Source organism: Neorhizobium phenanthreniclasticum (assembly GCF_040066075.1).
Taxonomy (GTDB): Bacteria; Pseudomonadota; Alphaproteobacteria; order Rhizobiales; family Rhizobiaceae; genus Neorhizobium; species Neorhizobium petrolearium.
Map to the genome: position 1 here is coordinate 1 of NZ_JBEAAL010000025.1, position 18,001 is coordinate 18,001.

18 protein-coding genes are annotated in these 18,001 nt (G+C 62.6%); 9 read left to right on the plus strand and 9 right to left on the minus strand.

What is annotated here, in order from left to right; genetic code table 11:
* Positions 1 to 327: 327 nt before the first annotated feature.
* The 4 genes from ABK249_RS25290 to ABK249_RS25305 form a co-directional block, all read right to left on the minus strand.
* Positions 328 to 1,539, minus strand: coding sequence for a c-type cytochrome (locus ABK249_RS25290; RefSeq protein WP_227705307.1), 1,212 nt, complete (start codon positions 1,537 to 1,539; stop codon positions 328 to 330).
* Positions 1,536 to 3,302, minus strand: coding sequence for a GMC family oxidoreductase (locus ABK249_RS25295; RefSeq protein ID WP_348864367.1), 1,767 nt, complete (start codon positions 3,300 to 3,302; stop codon positions 1,536 to 1,538). Before ABK249_RS25295 ends, ABK249_RS25290 begins: the two co-directional genes overlap by 4 nt.
* 13 nt (positions 3,303 to 3,315) lie before the next feature.
* A complete protein-coding gene (locus tag ABK249_RS25300) occupies positions 3,316 to 4,068 on the minus strand; it encodes a gluconate 2-dehydrogenase subunit 3 family protein (RefSeq protein ID WP_348864368.1) in 753 nt (250 codons plus the stop codon).
* 130 nt (positions 4,069 to 4,198) lie between these two features.
* The gene (locus ABK249_RS25305; protein WP_348864369.1) at positions 4,199 to 5,014 is read right to left on the minus strand and encodes an IclR family transcriptional regulator; all 816 of its coding nucleotides are present in this window, start codon (positions 5,012 to 5,014) and stop codon (positions 4,199 to 4,201) included.
* A 216-nt stretch (positions 5,015 to 5,230) separates the two neighbouring features.
* On the opposite strand from ABK249_RS25305, the gene ABK249_RS25310 reads away from it, so the two are divergent.
* From ABK249_RS25310 to ABK249_RS25325, 4 genes are all read left to right on the plus strand, one after another.
* Positions 5,231 to 6,646, plus strand: coding sequence for a DHA2 family efflux MFS transporter permease subunit (locus tag ABK249_RS25310; RefSeq protein WP_348864370.1), 1,416 nt, complete (start codon positions 5,231 to 5,233; stop codon positions 6,644 to 6,646).
* A gap of 146 nt (positions 6,647 to 6,792) precedes the next feature.
* The gene (locus ABK249_RS25315; protein ID WP_037145627.1) at positions 6,793 to 7,248 is read left to right on the plus strand and encodes a MarR family winged helix-turn-helix transcriptional regulator; all 456 of its coding nucleotides are present in this window, start codon (positions 6,793 to 6,795) and stop codon (positions 7,246 to 7,248) included.
* Positions 7,235 to 8,983, plus strand: coding sequence for an efflux MFS transporter permease (locus tag ABK249_RS25320; protein WP_348864372.1), 1,749 nt, complete (start codon positions 7,235 to 7,237; stop codon positions 8,981 to 8,983). The genes ABK249_RS25315 and ABK249_RS25320 overlap by 14 nt, the downstream gene beginning before the upstream one ends.
* Before the next feature lie 32 nt (positions 8,984 to 9,015).
* Positions 9,016 to 10,089 carry an HlyD family secretion protein gene (locus ABK249_RS25325; RefSeq protein ID WP_348864373.1) on the plus strand — a complete coding sequence of 358 codons (1,074 nt, stop codon included), beginning with the start codon at positions 9,016 to 9,018 and terminating at the stop codon, positions 10,087 to 10,089.
* A 151-nt stretch (positions 10,090 to 10,240) separates the two neighbouring features.
* On the opposite strand, the gene ABK249_RS25330 is transcribed toward ABK249_RS25325, so the two are convergent.
* Entirely contained in the window at positions 10,241 to 11,605 is a 1,365-nt protein-coding gene (locus tag ABK249_RS25330) for a sensor histidine kinase (RefSeq protein ID WP_348864374.1), read from the minus strand.
* A complete protein-coding gene (locus ABK249_RS25335; protein ID WP_227705300.1) occupies positions 11,605 to 12,321 on the minus strand; it encodes a response regulator in 717 nt (238 codons plus the stop codon). The genes ABK249_RS25330 and ABK249_RS25335 overlap by 1 nt, the downstream gene beginning before the upstream one ends.
* 205 nt (positions 12,322 to 12,526) lie before the next feature.
* Here ABK249_RS25335 and ABK249_RS25340 point away from each other — a divergent pair, with 205 nt between their 5' ends.
* The 5 genes from ABK249_RS25340 to ABK249_RS25360 all read left to right on the plus strand — a co-directional run bounded on the left by ABK249_RS25340 (position 12,527) and on the right by ABK249_RS25360 (position 15,137).
* Positions 12,527 to 12,832, plus strand: a complete 306-nt coding sequence (locus ABK249_RS25340) for a hypothetical protein (RefSeq protein ID WP_348864375.1) — start codon at positions 12,527 to 12,529, stop codon at positions 12,830 to 12,832.
* 78 nt (positions 12,833 to 12,910) lie between these two features.
* On the plus strand, positions 12,911 to 13,837 hold the full coding sequence (locus ABK249_RS25345) for a sterol desaturase family protein (RefSeq protein ID WP_348864376.1): 927 nt from the start codon (positions 12,911 to 12,913) through the stop codon (positions 13,835 to 13,837).
* Positions 13,834 to 14,097 carry a cysteine rich repeat-containing protein gene (locus ABK249_RS25350; RefSeq protein WP_348864377.1) on the plus strand — a complete coding sequence of 88 codons (264 nt, stop codon included), beginning with the start codon at positions 13,834 to 13,836 and terminating at the stop codon, positions 14,095 to 14,097. Before ABK249_RS25345 ends, ABK249_RS25350 begins: the two co-directional genes overlap by 4 nt.
* A gap of 24 nt (positions 14,098 to 14,121) precedes the next feature.
* Positions 14,122 to 14,784 carry an SH3 domain-containing protein gene (locus ABK249_RS25355; protein ID WP_348864378.1) on the plus strand — a complete coding sequence of 221 codons (663 nt, stop codon included), beginning with the start codon at positions 14,122 to 14,124 and terminating at the stop codon, positions 14,782 to 14,784.
* 11 nt (positions 14,785 to 14,795) lie between these two features.
* A complete protein-coding gene (locus ABK249_RS25360) occupies positions 14,796 to 15,137 on the plus strand; it encodes a hypothetical protein (protein ID WP_210051807.1) in 342 nt (113 codons plus the stop codon).
* Positions 15,138 to 15,207: 70 nt separating this feature from the next.
* On the opposite strand, the gene ABK249_RS25365 is transcribed toward ABK249_RS25360, so the two are convergent.
* The 3 genes from ABK249_RS25365 to ABK249_RS25375 form a co-directional block, all read right to left on the minus strand.
* Complete coding sequence (locus ABK249_RS25365; protein WP_348864379.1) at positions 15,208 to 15,420, minus strand: hypothetical protein; 213 nt, start codon at positions 15,418 to 15,420, stop codon at positions 15,208 to 15,210.
* Positions 15,421 to 15,430: 10 nt separating this feature from the next.
* Positions 15,431 to 15,610: a hypothetical protein gene (locus ABK249_RS25370; RefSeq protein ID WP_037145609.1), complete on the minus strand. Its 180-nt coding sequence runs from the start codon at positions 15,608 to 15,610 to the stop codon at positions 15,431 to 15,433.
* Between the two features lie 72 nt (positions 15,611 to 15,682).
* A complete protein-coding gene (locus ABK249_RS25375; protein WP_348864381.1) occupies positions 15,683 to 17,908 on the minus strand; it encodes a heavy metal translocating P-type ATPase in 2,226 nt (741 codons plus the stop codon).
* Between the last annotated feature and the right edge of the window lie 93 nt (positions 17,909 to 18,001).

Genomic DNA, 18,001 nt, shown 5'->3' on the forward strand with positions numbered 1-18,001 from the left:
TCGTCGGCCAGTCGGATGAAGAAAGCAATCCAGCCATTGTTTGGAAACGTCGATTCCGACGATGCAAGATGCTATCGTCATGAGGCCCGTCCTTATCCTGCGGGATCGCCGCGCCAACGGCCTCCCGATCAACTGTTCGGGTGACAAAAGTCGGAACGGCAGCCTACCGGGCTCGGCCACGGTTTCTCACTACCAAAGATGACCAAGGTACGCTCCCGACCCCCTCAATCTAACAAATCGACACGGCCAGCATAGACAAGGATGACGTGGAAAACTGGTGGCGGGTTGTTAGCGGTCTCTGACGCCTCGCCGGCGCCTGGTTGCGTTTCAGCGACGGCTGGCGATATCGGAGGCCTGCACCGCGGGCGCGGCATTGCCCCAACTGTTGCGGATGTAAGTCAGCACGTCGGCCACCTGCTGGTCCGACAGCCGCCAACCGAGCGACGGCATCGACGGTTGCGTCTTTGCTTCCGGCGTATGCACCCCCTGGCTGCCGTTCAGTACGAGGCGGACGAGCGTTTCCGCACTCGGCTGCTGCACGATCGCACTTCCCGCCAGCGCCGGGAAAAGCTGGCGCGCGCCTTTCCCGCCGCCGCCGTGACAGGCCGAACAGGTGTCGTGGTAGATCGCAGCACCCGCCGTCATATGCGGATCGCTGGCAGCGACCGGTTGCGGCTTGTCGGCCGAGCCGCCCTCGGTGCTCTTGAGGTAGGTCGCGATCGCTTTCACATCAGCGTCGGTCATCAGCGAGGTCGAGGCCTGGATCGCCTCGGCCATCGGACCGGATGCAATCGTATGGCCGTTCGCCCCGCTCTTCAGGTATTGGACGATCTCATCCTCGCTCCAGCTGCCGATCCCGATATAGGGATTGCCGGTGATGTTCGGCGCATACCATCCCTGCAGCGAAGCGCCCTGCAAAGCCTCCGTGGTCTTGTCCGCGCCGAGAAATGTCTTCGGCGAGTGACAGGTGACGCAATGGCCGGGTCCCTGGACGATATAGGCGCCGCGGTTCCATTCCGGCGATTTCGACGGGTCGGGCTTGAACGCGCCGCCTTCGAAATTGATCATGTTCCAGCCCAGCATCGAAAGCCTGATGTTGAACGGGAACGGCAACTGGTTGGCATCGACCGGGTTGAAGACCGGCTCCACGGTGCGCAGATAAGACCAGAGGCTGGAAATATCCTCATCCTTCATCTTCGTATAAGCGGGATAAGGCATGGCGGGATAGAGCCTCTTGCCGTCGTGCCCGATGCCCGCCTTCAGCGCCCGATGGAAATCCTCCTCCGTCCAGTTGCCGATACCGGTCGCCTTGTCCGGCGTAATGTTCGGCGGGATCAATTGCCCGAAAGGCGTTTCGAGCGGAAGACCGCCGGAAAGCGGTTTGGCCCCCGGCGCGGTGTGACAGGCAGCACAGTCCGCCAGGATCGCCTGATAACGGCCGCGGATGATCTTGGAAGCATCGTCGGGTGCCTGGGAAAAGGCAAGACCGGCGGAAAGCGCACCGGCGGCAAGGCTTAAGGTAAAGACGATCTTCTTCATGCCGACACCAGATGCTGACCCGGGTTGCGGAGATATTGCTGACGGATGGCGTCTGCCGTGAAATAGGCGAGCGCACCCACCGTTCCGGTCGGGTTCTTGCCGGCATTGTGCGCAAAGGCGGATGCGCCGACGACGAACACATTGGGCACGTCCCAGCTCTGCAGGTATTTGTTGACGGCGCTGGTTGCGGGATTATCCCCCATGATCGCCCCGCCGGTATTGTGGGTGCTCTGGTAGGGAACCGAATCCCAGCCCTTCTTGCGCCTGTTGACGACGTATTGCCGCCCGCCGAAGGTCTTGGCGATCTCCTCCAGCCGATCCGAAACCCAGTTCGACATGCGGATGTCGTTATCCGGGAAATCGAAGGTGATCCTGAGCAGCGGTCGTCCGAACCGGTCCGTATAGGTCGGGTCGAGGTCGAGATAGTTGCCGCGGGTCGGATAGCTCGACCCCTGGGACGAAAAGCCGAGCGTTGCCTTGTAGGCCTTTACCGTTGCCTGTTTCCAGGCCGACCCCCAGCGCGGCGTGCCGGGCGGCGTCGGGCGGGTCGAGATCGGACGCCCGTTGGTCGGGATGCAGTTGACGCCCGCACCGCCGACGAAATCGAGCGGACCGTGATCGACGACGTCACCGTTGTAGTCGTCCAGCGTCTGGCCGAGTGCGCCGGCGGCGATGAACGGATTGAAGTTCTTGTCGTCGAAGAAGACCTGCGCACCGGAATTGGTCTGGTAGCAGTAGTTCCGTCCGACCGTGCCCTCGCCCGTGTTCGGATCATAGATCCGGCCGATGCCCGAGAGCATCATTAGCCGGACATTGTGCAGACCGTAGGCACAGAGCAGCACGAGGTCGGCCGGCTGGAAGAATTCCTCACCGGACGTGTCGACATAGGTGACGCCGCGGGCGTGCGCCTTCGAAGCGTCGAGATCGACATGCAGCACTTCCGAGTCGGTGCGGACCTCGAAATTCTTCTTTTTCATCAGGACCGGCAGGACGGTCGTCTGGGCGGAAGATTTCGAATAGTTGGCGCAGCCAAAACGTTCGCAGAAGCCGCACATGGTGCACTGGCCCATGGCGATGCCGAGCGGGTTGATATAATCCTGCGACAGGTTCGCCGAAGGCGTCGGAAACGGATGCAGGCCCATCGATCTGGTGACCTCGGCAAACAGCGTGGGCGCATAGGTCATCTGCATCGGCGGCAGCGGATAGTCGCGGGCGCGCGGGTCCTCGAATGGGTTGCCGCCCTCCTGGATCTGCCCCTTGATGTTGCCCGCCCTGCCGGAAATGCCGGCGAGATATTCGAAGCGGTCGAAGGCGCTCTCCATCTCATGCGCCGTGACGCCCCAGTTCTGCAATTGCAGTTCGGCGATCTTGCCGGCCCCATATCGCTCGCTGAGGTGATCGGCGATGCGGAAATCGGTATCCCAGAACCGCCACGTATGGCCGTTCCAGTGCACGCCGGCACCGCCGACGCCATTGCCAGGCAGGAAGGAGCCGTAGTCGCGCATCGGCAGCGCCGTCTGCGACGTGTTGTTACGCATGGTCATCGCTTCGACGACCGGCTGCAGGAAGAGGTCCTTGCGAATGGCGTATCGCAGTTCGTCCTGGGCATAGCCGATGTTGAAATCCGTGGCCGTATCGCGCCAGGGGCCGCGTTCGATGGCGACTACGTCAAGTCCTTCTTCGGTCAGTTCATGGGCAAGGATGGCGCCCGTCCAGCCAAGGCCGACGATGACGACGTCCTTGCGGGGCAGAATTGTGGTCATGATCTTCGCGTCCCTACCTGGTGATCCATTCCGTCGAGCCTGCGATTGAAACCGGAGGCAAGGGATAGGGTTGGTTATGTTTCGTCACGTGGTCGCGATAGTCGTATCGCGCACCGGGGAACTCCAGCATCTTCCACGAAGCCATGTCCTTGTTGCCGCCATAGATCGGATCGGCGAAGAAGCCTTCCATCGTATTGCTCAGCATCAGGTTGAAGAAGGACTTCGCGTCCAGATGCTCGGAAATGCTGATCTTGCCGGCCTCGAGATCCTTGAGCACGACGTCCTGCTCGTCCGGCGACAGCTCGGAGAAGCGCTTGCCACCCTTGTTGTCCCGCGTCCAGGCATTGAGGCCTGCAAGACCGGCCCGGTAACGTTCCGCCGGCGTTTCCGGCTTCTGGTATCCCTGGGTCGGCAATCCGGGAAGAAAGGGGCCGCCGGTGTAGAGACGGCTCGACGCACCATAGGAACCTGCGAGCTGCCGGTCCAGGTATACGACGCATCCGGCTTCCTTGCCGCCGATCGACAGCTCGTCCGCCGGGACCAGCCGATCGACGACCGCCTCCATGGTTGCGACCTCCTCCTGGGTGAAGAACAGCCAGCCTCCCGGCCTCACCTGTACCGGCGGATCGGCGGAACGCGCCTCCCACGGCAGGCTGCCGGAAATGCTGCGGGCAAGCACCGGCGCTGCGGAGCCGGCAAGAACGGTAAATGCGACAGAAGACAGGAATTGGCGCCGCGTCGGGCGCTTGGGACAGCGGGTTTCCATGAGACCTCCCCAGGAAGAAAAGGTCGGTGACGCGTCAGGACAGACGTGCGCCGAGATGATCGAACCGAACGGTTCAACGTTTCACCTAGGGCACTCGAAGCCGACGACAACCCTTTTTGAAGGTAAATGGTCAGAACTCATCAGAGCCGAACGGACCGCCGTATCCGAGGCGAACGGAAATTGCCCGCGCCGTGGAAAGCAGCGGCTCGGCAAGACCGTTGAGGTTCCTGAGCGACAGACGCTGGACCGGTCCTGCGATGGCGACCGAGCCGACCACTTCCGATTGGGCGTCGTAGATCGGCGCTGCGATGGCGCGCATGCCGAGTTCGCTTTCCTCGTCTTCGATCGCGTATCCCTGGCGGCGGACGTTGGCAAGCAGCTTCCGGAACCTGTCCGGATCGGTGACCGTCTTCGGCGTGCGGGCCGGCATCGGCGCCGTCGTGACGGTGGCGGCGTGGTTCTCCGGCTGGAAGGCGAGGATCGCCCTGCCGGCCGCCGTGCAATGATAGGGCACCCGCATGCCCATCTCGGTACTGATGCGCACGGCCTGGCGGGACGCCAGGGTGCGGATATACATGATCTCCCGCCCGGCCGGCACCGCAAGCAGCACCGTTTCGCCCGTCTCCTGGCGCAGATCCGCCAGCAGGGTGCGCGCTTCCGTCGACAGATCCATGCGGTGGCGGACCAGCGAGCCGAGGCCGAAAAGCCCGAGGCCAAGCCGGTAGCGACCGGTTTCCGGATTCTTGTCGAGAAAATCCTCCGCCATCAGGGTCACGACAAGGCGGTGGACGGTGCTCTTGGCAATCCCGAGACGCTTGGCAAGCTCGCTGATGCCAATCTCGGCATCGTCGCCCGAAAAGGCTTTTAGAATCCGGATCGCCATCGATACCGAGGAGAGCCGGGCCTTCTGTCCTTCTTCGTCCACGTCCGGTATTTCCGTTCCCATCGCCACTCCCATCACTACTCCACCGCAGGCGTCCGGAACATGCCGTTGACAGCCCGATCCATGAAGGAATACCATATAATGGACCGTCGTTCCATATAGAAGAACACGCAAGAACGCTCAGGCAGGCGGGCATTCTCCGCGGGGGAGCAGCCTGAGGGTCCGGCAAAGCGGCATTTCGGCGCGTATGATGACGTTAAAGCAGAAGAGAACAATCAATTGGAAACGCGCAAGACCGTGCCGCTGATCGTCGCGTCGGCCCTCATCATGCAGCAGATCGATTCGACCGCGATCACAACCGCCCTGCCTTCGATCGCAGATGCGCTCGGCGAACCGCCGGTCGCACTCCACTCGACGATCACCGTCTACATGCTTTCGCTGGGTGTCTTCCTGCCGGTCAGCGGCTGGTTTGCGGACCGCTTCGGCGCCCGCATCGTCTTCTGCTGGGCGATCGGCCTTTTCACCCTTGCCTCGCTCCTCTGCGCCGCCTCGACAAGCCTGGCAATGCTGATTGCTGCCCGCATGCTGCAGGGCTTCGGGGGCGCGCTGATGCTGCCAACGGCGCGCCTCATCCTCGTGCGCTCCGTGCCGCGCGAAGAACTCGTCTCGGCCATGGTACTGATGAGCATGCCCGCCGTGATCGGTCCCGCGATCGGCCCGCTTTTGGGCGGCTTCATCATCAGCATCAGTTCCTGGCACTGGATCTTCTGGATCAACCTGCCGGTCGGAATCATCGCGATCGCGCTGACATTGATGCTGATCGATGAAATCCCTCCGGTCGAACGTACCGCTTTCGATTTTACCGGCTTTGTCCTCACGGGCATCGGCATCGGCGCGGTCATCTTCGGTCTCGATTCCTTCGCTCGCGGGATGAATGCCGGGCAGCTGATCCTGACTGCGACGGGCCTGGCCGCGCTCGCGCTCTACATCCTGCATGCGCGCCGGACCAAAGATCCGATCCTCGATCTGAAGCTCTTCCGCCATCCCACATTCCGCGCCAGCCTTGCCGGCGGGTCGCTCTTCCGGATCAGCATGGGCGCGCTACCCTTCATGCTGCCGCTCCTGATGCAGGAAGTGTTCGGCTACACGCCGTTGCAATCCGGCGCCATCACCTTCGTTTCGACCATCGGCGCCTTCGGCATGCGAACGATCACCAAGCGCATCCTGCACCGTTTCGGCTTCCGCAGCGTGCTCTTCTGGAACGCGCTGATCGCCAGCTTCTCCATGGCTCTCTGTGCGCTTTTCACGCCCGGCACTGCGCCGGTAATCATGATCGTCGTCATTCTGATTGCGGGTTTCTTCCGCGCACTGCAATTCACCGCGCTCAACACGATTGCGTTTGCCGAAACGGACGAAGCGGAGATGAGCCACGCGACCTCGCTCTCGCAGATGGCGCAGCGCATCGCCCAGAGCGTCGGCGTCGCGATCTCGGCGATCCTGCTGCAATTCTATTCCGGCGGCTCGGAAACACTGACGAACCACGCTTTCGCGATGGCCTTCATCATCGTTGCGGCGATCTCGGCCTCGTCCTGCTTTTCCTTCTTCCGGCTCCCGCAGAACGCCGGCGACGTCCTCGCCGGGCGAAAAATGCAGGCCACGGAAGAACGGATCAAGGAAGCCGAAGCGGCAGAGTAACATGACGAGGACCTGGCTCCCTCACGGCGCGGTTTCACCGTCTCTTCCCATCTTCGATGGGGTCCCTTTTCCAATTCCCCTTGAAACGAAATAGTTGGCATGCTAAGTATTGAGCAGAAACTTAGCACACTAACATTAAGCGCCCAATGAAACCCGATCCGATCAGCTCCGAGTTCCTGGAATCGCTCACCAAGGTGAGCCGCAAGATTCGCACGGCTTTCAATCAGCAGGTCACGGCGCATGGGCTCACCTATCCCCGCGCCCGCACGCTGCTGCGGCTTTCCAAGAAGCAGAACATGACCCAGAGCGAGCTTGCCTGCGAGCTGGAACTGGAACAGGCGACCATGGTGCGGCTTCTCGACCGAATGGAGGAAAACGGTCTCATCGAACGCCGGGCGGACGCCAGCGACCGCCGCGTCAAGCTGATCGTGCTGACCCCCTACGGCGAGGAACAGGCCGCGCTCGTGCAGTCGATCGGCGAGGGCCTGCGCATGCAGGTCTTTGCCGATATCGACCCGGAAGAGCTGCGTGCCAGCATTGCCCTTTTCGAACGCATCTCGGCCAATGTCGCGGAAATGGACGATATCCATGTCCCCGCGTGAAGTTGCAGCGAGACAAGAGGATGCAGTGATCATACGGCCGGACTTCAGCGGGCACGCGAAACCGGCCGAACCCGCTCGTCTCTCCGAAACGCAGTCGGAGCCGGTTGCTGCTCCCGCGTCCCCCGTGGCTCCGGCGCCGGCTGCGCCCCCTGCCTTCGTACCGAAATCGCCCGCGATGACGGTCGCCTACATCGTCGCCGGCACATTGATCGCGCTGACCCAGGGACTTGGGTTGAGCTTCATCTCCACCAACCTGCAGCAGATCGCCGGCCCGATGAGCCTCACCCAGGTCGAAACCACCTGGCTGATGGCAGCCTATCTCTTTCCCAACGCCAGCCTGACGCTGCTGCTCTTCAAGGTGCGCGCCCAATACGGCCTGAGGAATTTCGCCGAGGTGGCGGTCGTCGTCTATGTGCTCGTCTGCCTCGCGCACTTCTGGGTGGACAGCTATCATAGCGCCTTGGTGCTGCGCTTCTTCGCGGGTGTCGCCGCGGCTCCCATGACCTCGCTCGGCTTTCTCTACATTCTCGAGGCCATTCCGCCAGCGAGGAAGATGAACATCGGGCTGTGCATTGCACTGACGGCGCTTGCCATCCCGGCTCCCATCACCGGACTCATCTCGCCGACGCTGCTGGATCTTGGCGATTACCACGCGCTCTATGTGGTCGAGATGGGGTTTGCCATGGTCTCGCTCGGCCTCGTCTACCTCCTGCCGCTCAATTCCCCGCCCCGCGCGAAAGTGATCAGCAGCCTCGACGTGGTGAGCTACATCTTCCTGGCGATTGCGCTTGGCTGCTTCGCGGTCGTCCTCACGGTCGGCCGGCTCTACTGGTGGACGGCCACAGACTGGCTCGCCCTCCCGATCATCGCCGGAATCATCGCGTCGGCCATCTTCGCAATGATCGAACTCAACCGGAGAAACCATCTGGTCGACATCCGCTGGCTTACCTCCCGCGAAATCCTGCATTTCACCGGCGCATTGCTGGTCTTCCGTATCGCGCTTTCGGAGCAGTCGAGCGGCGCGATCAACTTCCTGCGCAATGCCGGCATGCTGAACGAGCAGATGGCCGGTCTCTATTGGGTCATCCTCGCCGGTTCGATCGTCTCCGGGATCGTCTGTGCCGCGATCATGAAGCCGGGCCGGGCATCGGCGATCCATGCAGTCTCGCTGCTCTTCGTCGCCATCGGCAGCTATATGGACAGCCAATCGACGACCCTCACCCGGCCGGAGCAAATGTATGTGAGCCAGTTCCTGGTGAGCTTCGCAAGCGGCCTTTTCCTGCCGCCGGCGCTTGCCGTAGGCATGGGCGCGGCGCTGAAGCGCGGCCCGAGCTATATCCTCTCTTTCATCGTTGTCTTCCTCGCCACGCAGAAGATCGGCGGTTATCTTGGCAGCGCGCTCTACGGCACGTTCGTGCAATGGCGCGAGCAGTTCCATTCCTTCCGGCTCGTCTCGCAGCTCACGTCCACGGATCCGCTGGTCGCAGCCCGGTTGAAACAGCTCGGCGGCGCCTACGGCAAGGTGCTGACCGACCCGAACCAGCAGACGGTTCAGGGCACTGCGCTCCTTGCAAGACAGGTGCAGCAACAGGCTTATGCGCTCGCCTATAACGACTCCTTTCTGCTCACCGCATACCTGTCGCTCGCGGCACTCGGCTGCCTCGGCGTTCACGTCGCCTGGCGCGACCGCAAACATTTCCTCCCGAATTCAAATCCGATGCCCGCAGCCGCCTGAAGGACATTCAAGAAGAACAGAACGCTATTGCCATGACCAAGCTTTTTCGTTCCATCGCCACCTACGTGGCAATGATCGCCGGTATCGCCGGCGTATTCCTCGTGCTTTACGCCTGGAACCTGCCGCCATTTCACGGCTCGGTCGAGATGACCAACGACGCCTATGTGCGCGGCCAGGTGACATTGCTCAGCCCGCAGCTTGCCGGCTATCTCGTGGACGTACCCGTGCAGGACTATCAGAGGGTCAAGAAAGGGGACCTCATCGCCCGGATCGACGACCGCATCTATACCCAGAAGCTTGAGCAGGCGAAGGCGACGCTGGCAGCCGCCGAAGCCACGCTCGCCAATTCCGAACAGAGCCACAAGTCGGCGGAAGCCAAGATCGCCTCTGCCAAGGCGGCAGTGGAAAGCGCCAATGCCGCTCTCGAGGTTGCCCGGACGACCTACGAGCGCACCGAAGGCCTTCTGGAAAAGAACATCGCCAGCCAGAGCGAAGCCGAGAAGAACCGCGCGGCCTTCAACCAGGCGCAGGCCGCGGTGCACCAGGCGGAAGCCGCCGAGCTCGTCGCAGAACAGGATCTGAACACGATCGTCGTCAGCCGCCGTTCGCTTGAGGCCAGCGTCGAAAGCGCCAAGGCCGCTGTGGAGCTCGCGGAGATCGATCTGGCCAATACACGCATCACAGCGCCGCAGGACGGCACGCTCGGCGAGATGACGGGCCGGATCGGCCAGTACGTCTCGGTCGGCACGCAGATTGGCTCGGTTGTGCCCGATCATGTCTGGGTGGTCGCCAATTTCAAGGAGACCCAGCTTGCTGGCATGCGGCCGGGGCAGGAAGTCGTCTTCACCGTCGATGCTCTCGGGCATCAGAAATTCGCAGGCCGGATCGAACGTTTCGCGCCGGCCACCGGGTCAGAATTCTCGGTCATCAAGGCCGACAACGCCACCGGCAATTTCACCAAGGTGGCCCAGCGCATTCCGGTCCGGATCGCCATCGAGCCGCAACAGCCGCTGACCGACAGGCTCGTCCCCGGCATGTCGGTGATCGCAAGCGTGGACCTCGCGCAAGGCAGCACGGCTCTTGCCCGGGCTGCAGAGCTCGACTGATCGCTGCCCGCAATCGAACTCTGCCATGCCGGCGATCCGACGGAGAACGCCCCGCGCCGCAGTTCAGCTTATGGCGGCGCGGGGCGTTTATGCTTGTCTCAAAACCCTCTGCCCACTCTGAGCTGCACGGTCTTGACAATCAAGGCAGGCTTCAGCTCCGAAACAGCGGCAACCGCACGATGATCCTCGCTCCGCGGACCGGAGCATCGTCGATCGCCAGTGTTCCGCCATGCGCCTCCACCAAATTGCGGGCCACCGCAAGGCCGAGGCCGGCCCCACCGGTCTTGCGAGCGCGTGATGTTTCGAGCCTAACGAAAGGCTCCATCAGGATTTCCCGCTGGTCGCTCGGAATGCCTGGCCCCTCATCATCGATCGTCAGCCGCAGCCATTCTCCTTCAACCATCAGCCTCAGATGCGCCGCGCTGCCATATTTCAGTGCGTTGTCAATCAGGTTCGCGAAAATGCGCCTGAGTGCCAGCCGGTCGCCTATCAGAAGTGCGGTTTCGGCTGCAGTCTCCGGTGCAGCCTCGGCTGGCAAGACAGCCAAGGTGACGCGCCCTCCCGTTGCCCGGCGGTCGGCAACCTCTGCCTCCAGTAACGGCACGATGTCGAAAAGCTCCTCATCCAATGCACCGACTCCGGCACGACCGGCAAGCATTGCGTTGTCGAGCAGTTCGATCATGTCGTTTATGTCGGCCACGGCTTTCTCCCGCACCACTTCGTCCGGGATATGTTCCAGTCGCAGCCTGAGCCGCGTCGCAAAGGTCCGAACGTCGTGCTGTATGCCGCCAATCAGAGCGAGCCTTGCCCTGACGATCGCATGAAGCCGCGTCTGCAGCCGCTCAAAGGCATTGACCAGTGCTCGCGTTTCGGGTGCGGCGCCTTTCAGCTTCGGCAAGGGAACCGGAGTACCGGTCGGATCGATCCGGTCGACGGCTGCGGCCAACCGCGTCAGCGGGCGGATCTCACGGTGGAGGGCGATCATGGCCACGAGTCCGAAAAGCGTACCGATCAGGCCGGCGCCGAGCCCCACCGGCAGGCCGAACCACGTAACGATGAAGGGCGTGCGAGTCTCCATGACCAAGACCCGCTCCGGCGAAAGCCGGACACGGAACTGGATGGGGTTCACCACGCGCTTGAAGAGAAGCGGCCGCCTGATCCGACGCCCCGGCGTGAGGAGGCGGATCGAAAGAAGATCCTCGCCCAACACTTCGCGATAGATCCGATATTCGGTATTGTCCCACAGATCGGTAGTCTCTCCGGGCGGCAAGTCGGTCCCGGTGATCCGCACATCGAGGATCGGTGAACTCGCAGCATCGATCAGCAAGGGCCACCGATCCTCCGGCTCACTCTTCAGAAGCGTGGCAATCGCTGCGATTTGCCCGGGCGGAGGATTGGAAGTCGCTCGACTGAGGCCATTCGCCAGATAATAAAAGGAGATCAACGCGATCCACAGGGCCAGCAAGCCTGCGCCGCCAATCGCGATCAACCTCCGGGAAAGGCTTAAGCCCAACATCACGTCACCTGACGCACCGGCACCGTCAGCAGGTAACCTCCGTTGCGAACCGTATTGATGAGATTGCTGCCGGGACTTGCCGCATCCAGTTTCCTGCGCAGACGCGAGACGAGCAGGTCGACCGTCCGATCAAAAGGATCGGCCGTACGGCCATGGGTCCAGTCGAGGATCTGGTCGCGCGAGAGCACCCGGCGCGGCCTCAGCACGAAACAGGAGAGAAGCTCGAATTCGCCGCTCGTCAGCGGCACCAGACCGTCTGGCTCCGCTTCAAGCTGCCGGGCATCGAGATCGGCGACGAAACGGTCGAAGGCGAAGCGACGGCTCGGCGGCTGGAAGGGTTGCGGCGAAGCCCGTCGCAGAAGCGCCCGGACGCGCGCCAGGAGCTCGCGCGGGCCGAAGGGCTTGACGAGATAGTCGTCGGCACCGAGTTCCAGACCCACGACACGATCGGTCTCGTCACTTTTCGCCGTCAACATCAAAATCGGCAGCGGCCGCGTGGCGCGAACGCGGCGGCAAACTGAAAGGCCGTCTTCGCCGGGCATCATAAGGTCGAGGATCATCAGGTCGGGCTCGCGGCGGCGGAGGATTTCGTCCATGGCGCGGGCATCCTCCGCCGTCTCCACGGCGTAACCCTCTCGCGACAGGAAATCACCGACGAGCTGCCTTATCTCGGCATCGTCATCGACAATCAGGATGGTGGGCACGGGTCGGTCCATATCGAGACCATGGCGAAGCGGTTTCGCGAAATCAAGCGGCACCGGGCCGCCGATACAAAATGCTACAAGCGAAGAACAAAAGCTTACGTTTTGAGAACTGCACGACAAAACCGGCATACATCAGCAAACCATCCTTGCCCTCGCATCACCGGCCGATTCCCTGCGACCATTGATGTGACGATCCAAACCATACGAGGATGGAACGATGACCAAGACACTCGCCGCCGGCCTGCTTGCCGGCACTTTCGCGCTTCTTTCGGTCGGTCAGGCGAATGCCTGGACCCGCGACGGTTCGGTGAGCGGCCCGCGCGGAACCAGCTCTGTGCATGCAAGCGGGAGTTGCACATCCGACTCCTGCTCGCGCAGCATCACCCGCACCGGCCCCTATGGCTACAGCATGTCGCGCAGCGGCTCTGCCTCCTGCAACGGCGGCACTTGCACCGGTTCGCGCACCACAACCGGTCCGCGCGGCAATACCGTTACCCGCTCAGGCAGTTTCCATCGTTACTGACTTGAGCAGGCGCCCGGCGGCTTCCTACCCCCTGGCTCAGGCCGCCGGGCGTTCCTGTTGACCAAGCGAGGTTCTTCCATGTTCCAGAGCATCGTCGATCCGTCCGTGCGCGGCGGTATCCTTGTCGTCGCGGCATCCTTCATGCTGCTCGAATACCTCATCGGCAGGCTGGCGCAGCATGATATCCATGACCTGAAGGAATCCGCCGCCTCCTTCGGCGTCGCGTTCATTCACGGCATTCTCCGCCCCGTGGAAGCAGCGATTGTCGCCACGCCCTTCATGCTCGCTTACCGGCATCGCCTGTTCGATATCGACATCACCGGCGCCGCCGGCGCTCTGGCGCTCTTCCTTGCGGTCGATCTCGTCTATTATTGGCACCATCGGGCCTCGCACCATATCCGCTGGCTTTGGGCGACCCATGCCGTCCATCATTCACCGACGAAGCTCAACCTGACGGCCGCGATCCGGCTCGGCTGGACGGGCAGCATTTCCGGCAATTTCCTCTTCTTCCTGCCGCTTGCCTTTGTCGGCTTTCATCCGTTCGGTATCGTCGCCATGATGGGGCTCAATCTCGCCTATCAGTTCTTCATTCATACCGAGCTTTCGCCCCGCCTCGGGCCGCTCGAATGGGTGCTGAACACACCGGCGCATCACCGCGTTCACCACGCTTCCAATCCCGGCTGCCTCGATAAGAATTTCGGCGGCATCCTGATCGTCTTCGATCGCCTGTTCGGCACATTCGCGGAAGCGCCGGCGACCGAGCCGCTGCGTTATGGCCTGCGTGGCCGCCCGCCATCACTCCATCCCGGCCGGATCGCTCTCCGCGAATGGGCGATGCTCTGGCGGGATGTCTGCCAGGCGCCGAATATAGGCAAGAAGCTCCGCGTGCTGTTCGGACCGGTCGGCCCTCTACCAAGCACTTCGCCCAAGCCGCCGCCGGCTGTCAATGACAGTCTGCCGCCCGAAACCAGCTCCATCACCAGAACCGAAGGACTATCCCGATGATTCGAAAAATCCTGTTCACCCCGACGCTTCTCGCCCTGTTCCTCGCGACACTTGCCGGTACGGCATCCGCCCAGACGCAGGTCTCGCCCGAGATGCGCCAGATGGCGATTGCGGTCGCACGCGCCTGCCGCACTGATCTCAAGACCTATTGCAACGGTGTCGAGAGGGGTGAAGGTCGTATCGCAGCCTGCCTTAGACAGAATGCCGAGAAGCTTTCCTCGCCCTGCCGCACGGCGCTCGCAGACGTGGCGCTGCGCTGACCAAACGCTCTGAAAGGAAGAACCATGTTCAGGAAACTGCTTTTCGCGCTGGCAATGCTGGCGGGCATGTCGTCCGTCGCCGCAGCTGCCACCGCCGCGGTCGCGACCGGCAACGTCAACCTGAGAGCCGGGCCGTCGACCGCCTATCCCGTCGTGACCGTCGTGCCGGTCGGCGCTCGCATCACGACCTATGGATGCGTCGCAGGTTATAGCTGGTGCGATATCTCGCTTGGTGTTTATCGGGGTTGGGTATCGGCGAATTACATCCAGGTCGTTTATCGCGGCGCGCCCGTCGTGCTGACTCCGGTCGTTGCACCCCGTATCGGCATCGTCGTGGTCGGCTACAACCGCGCCTATTGGGACCGCTATTACGTTCGCTATCCCTGGTATCATACCTGGCGCTATCACCCGCCGGTCGCGGCACCACGGGTGAATTCTTTCGACCGGTCGGTGAACTGCGCAAATGGAGCCTGCACCGCGACCCGATCGACTACCGGCATCTATGGCGGCTCAGCCGCCCATACCCGTACCTGCAGCGGTGGTGAATGCGCGGCGACACGGGAGGTCGTCGGTCCGCGTGGCAATACGACATCGCGGGTCCGCAATTGCAGCCGGCCTGATCAGTCCTGCTCCGTTACACGCACAGGCCCGCGTGGCAACACGCGCACCCGCTTGTTCGAACGTTGAGGGAGGGAGCGATGCAATCCCGATCTGACATGAGGCACAGGCGTATTCCGGGTCTCATCGCCCTCCTCCTCGTGCTGGCCACGGCCGAGCCTTTCACAACTCCCGCTGCAGCGCAGGAACCGGACGATGAACCCTTCGAAGAATTCTGCCTCGCTCCGGGCGGCAGCGCGCGTCAGGCCTGCGTCGCCTTCTTTCTGGACGAGGACGGTTATGAGCTTTGCCTGATGGACGAAAGGGAAGGCATCGCCCGCTGCACACGCTCCTGGCATATCGAGCCTGACGAAAAGCGCGACAGAGGTTCGCTTCCTCTCGGTTTCGAAGGTCCCGGCCCTGGCGAAGCCATCGAGGCATGAGGAGCGTCCGACACCAGAGCATCACCCTCTCCGCGCAGCCGCGAAGAGGGTGTTCATCCAATGTTGCATATCAATGGGCCGGACGGGTGCCGCCGCCCTTCTTTTCCGCGTCGTGGGCATGGTGGCTGTCGCGTTCCCCGCCACCGCCGGAAACCCGACTCCGGAATTGCCGGTCGTCATCCGCCGATGGTTTCTCAGCCCTCACCGGCGCTTTGGCATTTTTATGCGAAGCACCGGGCCCACCTTGGCGGATGCTCGCCGGGGTCTTCTGCGATGTGGACATGGAACAACTCCTATCGGTCTTGCTGATAGCCCTGATGGGTCGTGTTGATCTTCGTATTGCCCTGCTGGCCCTGCTTGCCGGGATCATTGGCGGCTTTGATCGTGCCGCGCCTGGTCTCTGCATGGGCCTGTTCGCCAGGCCCCTTGTGGCTCAGGTTATCGGAGGGTGTAGGGGGAAGTCTGCTGCTCATCTCGGGCCTCCTCATGGTCTTCGGTTTCCCAGACCATAACCCTCGGCATGTACCGATGTTCCTCAGTCAACGTCAGACAGCTTTGATCCGCAGCAGACGAAGCGCATTAAGGGTGACCAGCACGGTCGCGCCGGTATCGGCAAGGATTGCGGGCCAGAGCCCGGTGACGCCGAGGATCGTGGTCATCAGGAACACCGCCTTCAGGCCGAGCGCAATGGTGATGTTCTGGTAGATGTTGCGCATCGTCCGCTTCGAGAGTTCGATCATGTCGGCGATGTCCAGGACCCGCCCATGCAGCGCGGCCGCACCGGCAGTCTCAAGCGCGACATCCGTGCCGCCGCCGATCGCAATCCCCACATCCGCAGCAGCAAGCGCCGGTGCATCGTTGATGCCGTCACCGACCTTGCCGACCACGAAACCCTCACGCTTCAGTTCGCCGACGATGCGGCTCTTGTCTTCCGGCATCAGCTCGGCTCGCACCTCGACGTTGAGTTCCTTGCCGATTGCAGACGCCGTGCGGGCATTGTCGCCCGTCAGCATTACGGTTTTCACGCCGGCGTCAGAGAGTGCTTTCAGTCCCGCCATGGCGTCGGGGCGTGGCTGGTCGCGCATGGCGATCGCGCCGGCCAGGACGCCACCGACGATCAGCACGGACACGGTCTTGCCTTCGTCGTTGAGGCCGGCGATCCGCCGGGAATGGGCCATCGGCAGCGATACCCGTTCGGCCGCCGCCTTTGGCGAACACAGAAAGACTTCCTGGCCTTCGACCGTGGCGGCGACGCCCTTGCCATTCAGGGATTTGGCATCCGTCGCAGCCGGCATATCCACTTCATCCTCCGCCGTCTTGGCGAGGATCGCGACGGCCAGCGGATGGCTCGAGCCGGTTTCAAGCGCCGCGGCGTAACGCAGCACGTCTTCGGCATTGTGGCCGAAGGCGATCACATCGGTCACCTGCGGCTTGCCGGCGGTCAGCGTTCCGGTCTTGTCGAGCGCCACGGCCGTCAGCTTGCCGAGCGTTTCCAGAACGGCACCGCCCTTCATCAGCAAGCCGCGACGGGCACCGGAGGAAAGCGAAGCAGCGATCGCAGCCGGCGTCGAGATGACCAGCGCGCAGGGGCAGCCGATCAGCAGGATCGCCAGGCCCTTGTAGATCCACACCCCCCAGGCGGCACCGGCCACAAGCGGCGGCAGGATGGCAACCAGAGCGGCGACCACCACGACGCCGGGTGTGTAATAGCGTGAAAAACGGTCGATGAAACGCTCGGTCGGCGCCTTCTTCTCCTGCGCCTCCTCGACCATCCGGACAATGCGGGCGATCGTGTTGTCCTCCGCGGCAGCCGTCACCCGCACGCGCAACGCCGCATCGCCGTTGATCGTGCCGGCGAAAACCTTATCGCCGACGCCCTTCACGACCGGCGTGCTTTCCCCCGTCACCGGCGCCTGGTCGACCGCGCTCGTGCCGGCGACGATGACGCCATCCGCCGAAATCCGGTCGCCTGGCCGCACGAGGATGACGGAGCCAACCGCCAGGTTCTCGGCCGGCACCTCACGGGTCTGCCCGTTCACCTCCAGCAACGCGTTCTTCGGGACCAGCGCCGTGAGGCTGCGGATGCTCTGGCGCGCCTTGCCGGCTGCGACCCCTTCCAGAAGCTCGCCGACGAGGAAGAGGAAGACGACGGCGGCAGCCTCTTCCGAGGCATTGATGACGACCGCTCCGACGGCGGCAATGGTCATCAGCATCTCGATCGAAAACGGCGTGCCGGCAAGGGCTGCCATGACGGCGCGACGGGCGATCGGCACGAGGCCGATCAGCATCGCAGCAGTGAATATATAGGTGTCATAGGCCGGCACCACATGGCCGAGCCCGTAGGCAATTGCGAGCGCCGCACCGGCAACGATGGTCAGCCGGCCTTTGGCGCTCTTCCACCACGGTCCTTCCGTCGGCCCGTGGTCGTGACCATGAAGGCCTTCAATCTCCCTGGCGCCATGTGTGGAGTGGCTGCGGTCGTTATGGTCATGGCTGTGATCGTGCCCGCCATTGTGATCATGCTCATGCACCGTCGCGGATGGCGTCTTCCTGCCGAGCGCCCGCAGCGAATAACCAAGCCCGGTCACCTTTTTCTCGATCGCGCCCAGATCGCTCGTTTCGTCATGGCTCACTGTCATCGTGCCGGCGCCGACGGATACTGACACATCCTCGACGCCCGGCATGCGACGCACTGCCGTGTCGATCTTGGTCGCACAGCTTGCGCAATCCATGCCGCCAACCTTGTACCGAGCCTGATTTGTCGCTGCCATTTCTCTTTCCTTTCGGGATCGAGCACTTCCTTACAACCTCCAGCCACTAGAGCTTCAAGGGTATTTTTCAGAAAAATTCGCTGGCGGTCGCAG

Coding starts and splice junctions, on each gene's coding strand:
- ABK249_RS25300 (WP_348864368.1), bottom strand. CDS start 4,068: ATGGAAACCCGCTGTCCCAAGCGCCCGACGCGGCGCCAATTCCTGTCT.
- ABK249_RS25360 (WP_210051807.1), top strand. CDS start 14,796: ATGCAATCCCGATCTGACATGAGGCACAGGCGTATTCCGGGTCTCATC.
- ABK249_RS25290 (WP_227705307.1), bottom strand. CDS start 1,539: ATGAAGAAGATCGTCTTTACCTTAAGCCTTGCCGCCGGTGCGCTTTCC.
- ABK249_RS25330 (WP_348864374.1), bottom strand. CDS start 11,605: ATGTTGGGCTTAAGCCTTTCCCGGAGGTTGATCGCGATTGGCGGCGCA.
- ABK249_RS25350 (WP_348864377.1), top strand. CDS start 13,834: ATGATTCGAAAAATCCTGTTCACCCCGACGCTTCTCGCCCTGTTCCTC.
- ABK249_RS25365 (WP_348864379.1), bottom strand. CDS start 15,420: ATGTCCACATCGCAGAAGACCCCGGCGAGCATCCGCCAAGGTGGGCCC.
- ABK249_RS25375 (WP_348864381.1), bottom strand. CDS start 17,908: ATGGCAGCGACAAATCAGGCTCGGTACAAGGTTGGCGGCATGGATTGC.
- ABK249_RS25325 (WP_348864373.1), top strand. CDS start 9,016: ATGACCAAGCTTTTTCGTTCCATCGCCACCTACGTGGCAATGATCGCC.
- ABK249_RS25355 (WP_348864378.1), top strand. CDS start 14,122: ATGTTCAGGAAACTGCTTTTCGCGCTGGCAATGCTGGCGGGCATGTCG.
- ABK249_RS25315 (WP_037145627.1), top strand. CDS start 6,793: ATGAAACCCGATCCGATCAGCTCCGAGTTCCTGGAATCGCTCACCAAG.
- ABK249_RS25305 (WP_348864369.1), bottom strand. CDS start 5,014: ATGGGAACGGAAATACCGGACGTGGACGAAGAAGGACAGAAGGCCCGG.
- ABK249_RS25370 (WP_037145609.1), bottom strand. CDS start 15,610: ATGAGCAGCAGACTTCCCCCTACACCCTCCGATAACCTGAGCCACAAG.
- ABK249_RS25320 (WP_348864372.1), top strand. CDS start 7,235: ATGTCCCCGCGTGAAGTTGCAGCGAGACAAGAGGATGCAGTGATCATA.
- ABK249_RS25295 (WP_348864367.1), bottom strand. CDS start 3,302: ATGACCACAATTCTGCCCCGCAAGGACGTCGTCATCGTCGGCCTTGGC.
- ABK249_RS25335 (WP_227705300.1), bottom strand. CDS start 12,321: ATGGACCGACCCGTGCCCACCATCCTGATTGTCGATGACGATGCCGAG.
- ABK249_RS25345 (WP_348864376.1), top strand. CDS start 12,911: ATGTTCCAGAGCATCGTCGATCCGTCCGTGCGCGGCGGTATCCTTGTC.
- ABK249_RS25340 (WP_348864375.1), top strand. CDS start 12,527: ATGACCAAGACACTCGCCGCCGGCCTGCTTGCCGGCACTTTCGCGCTT.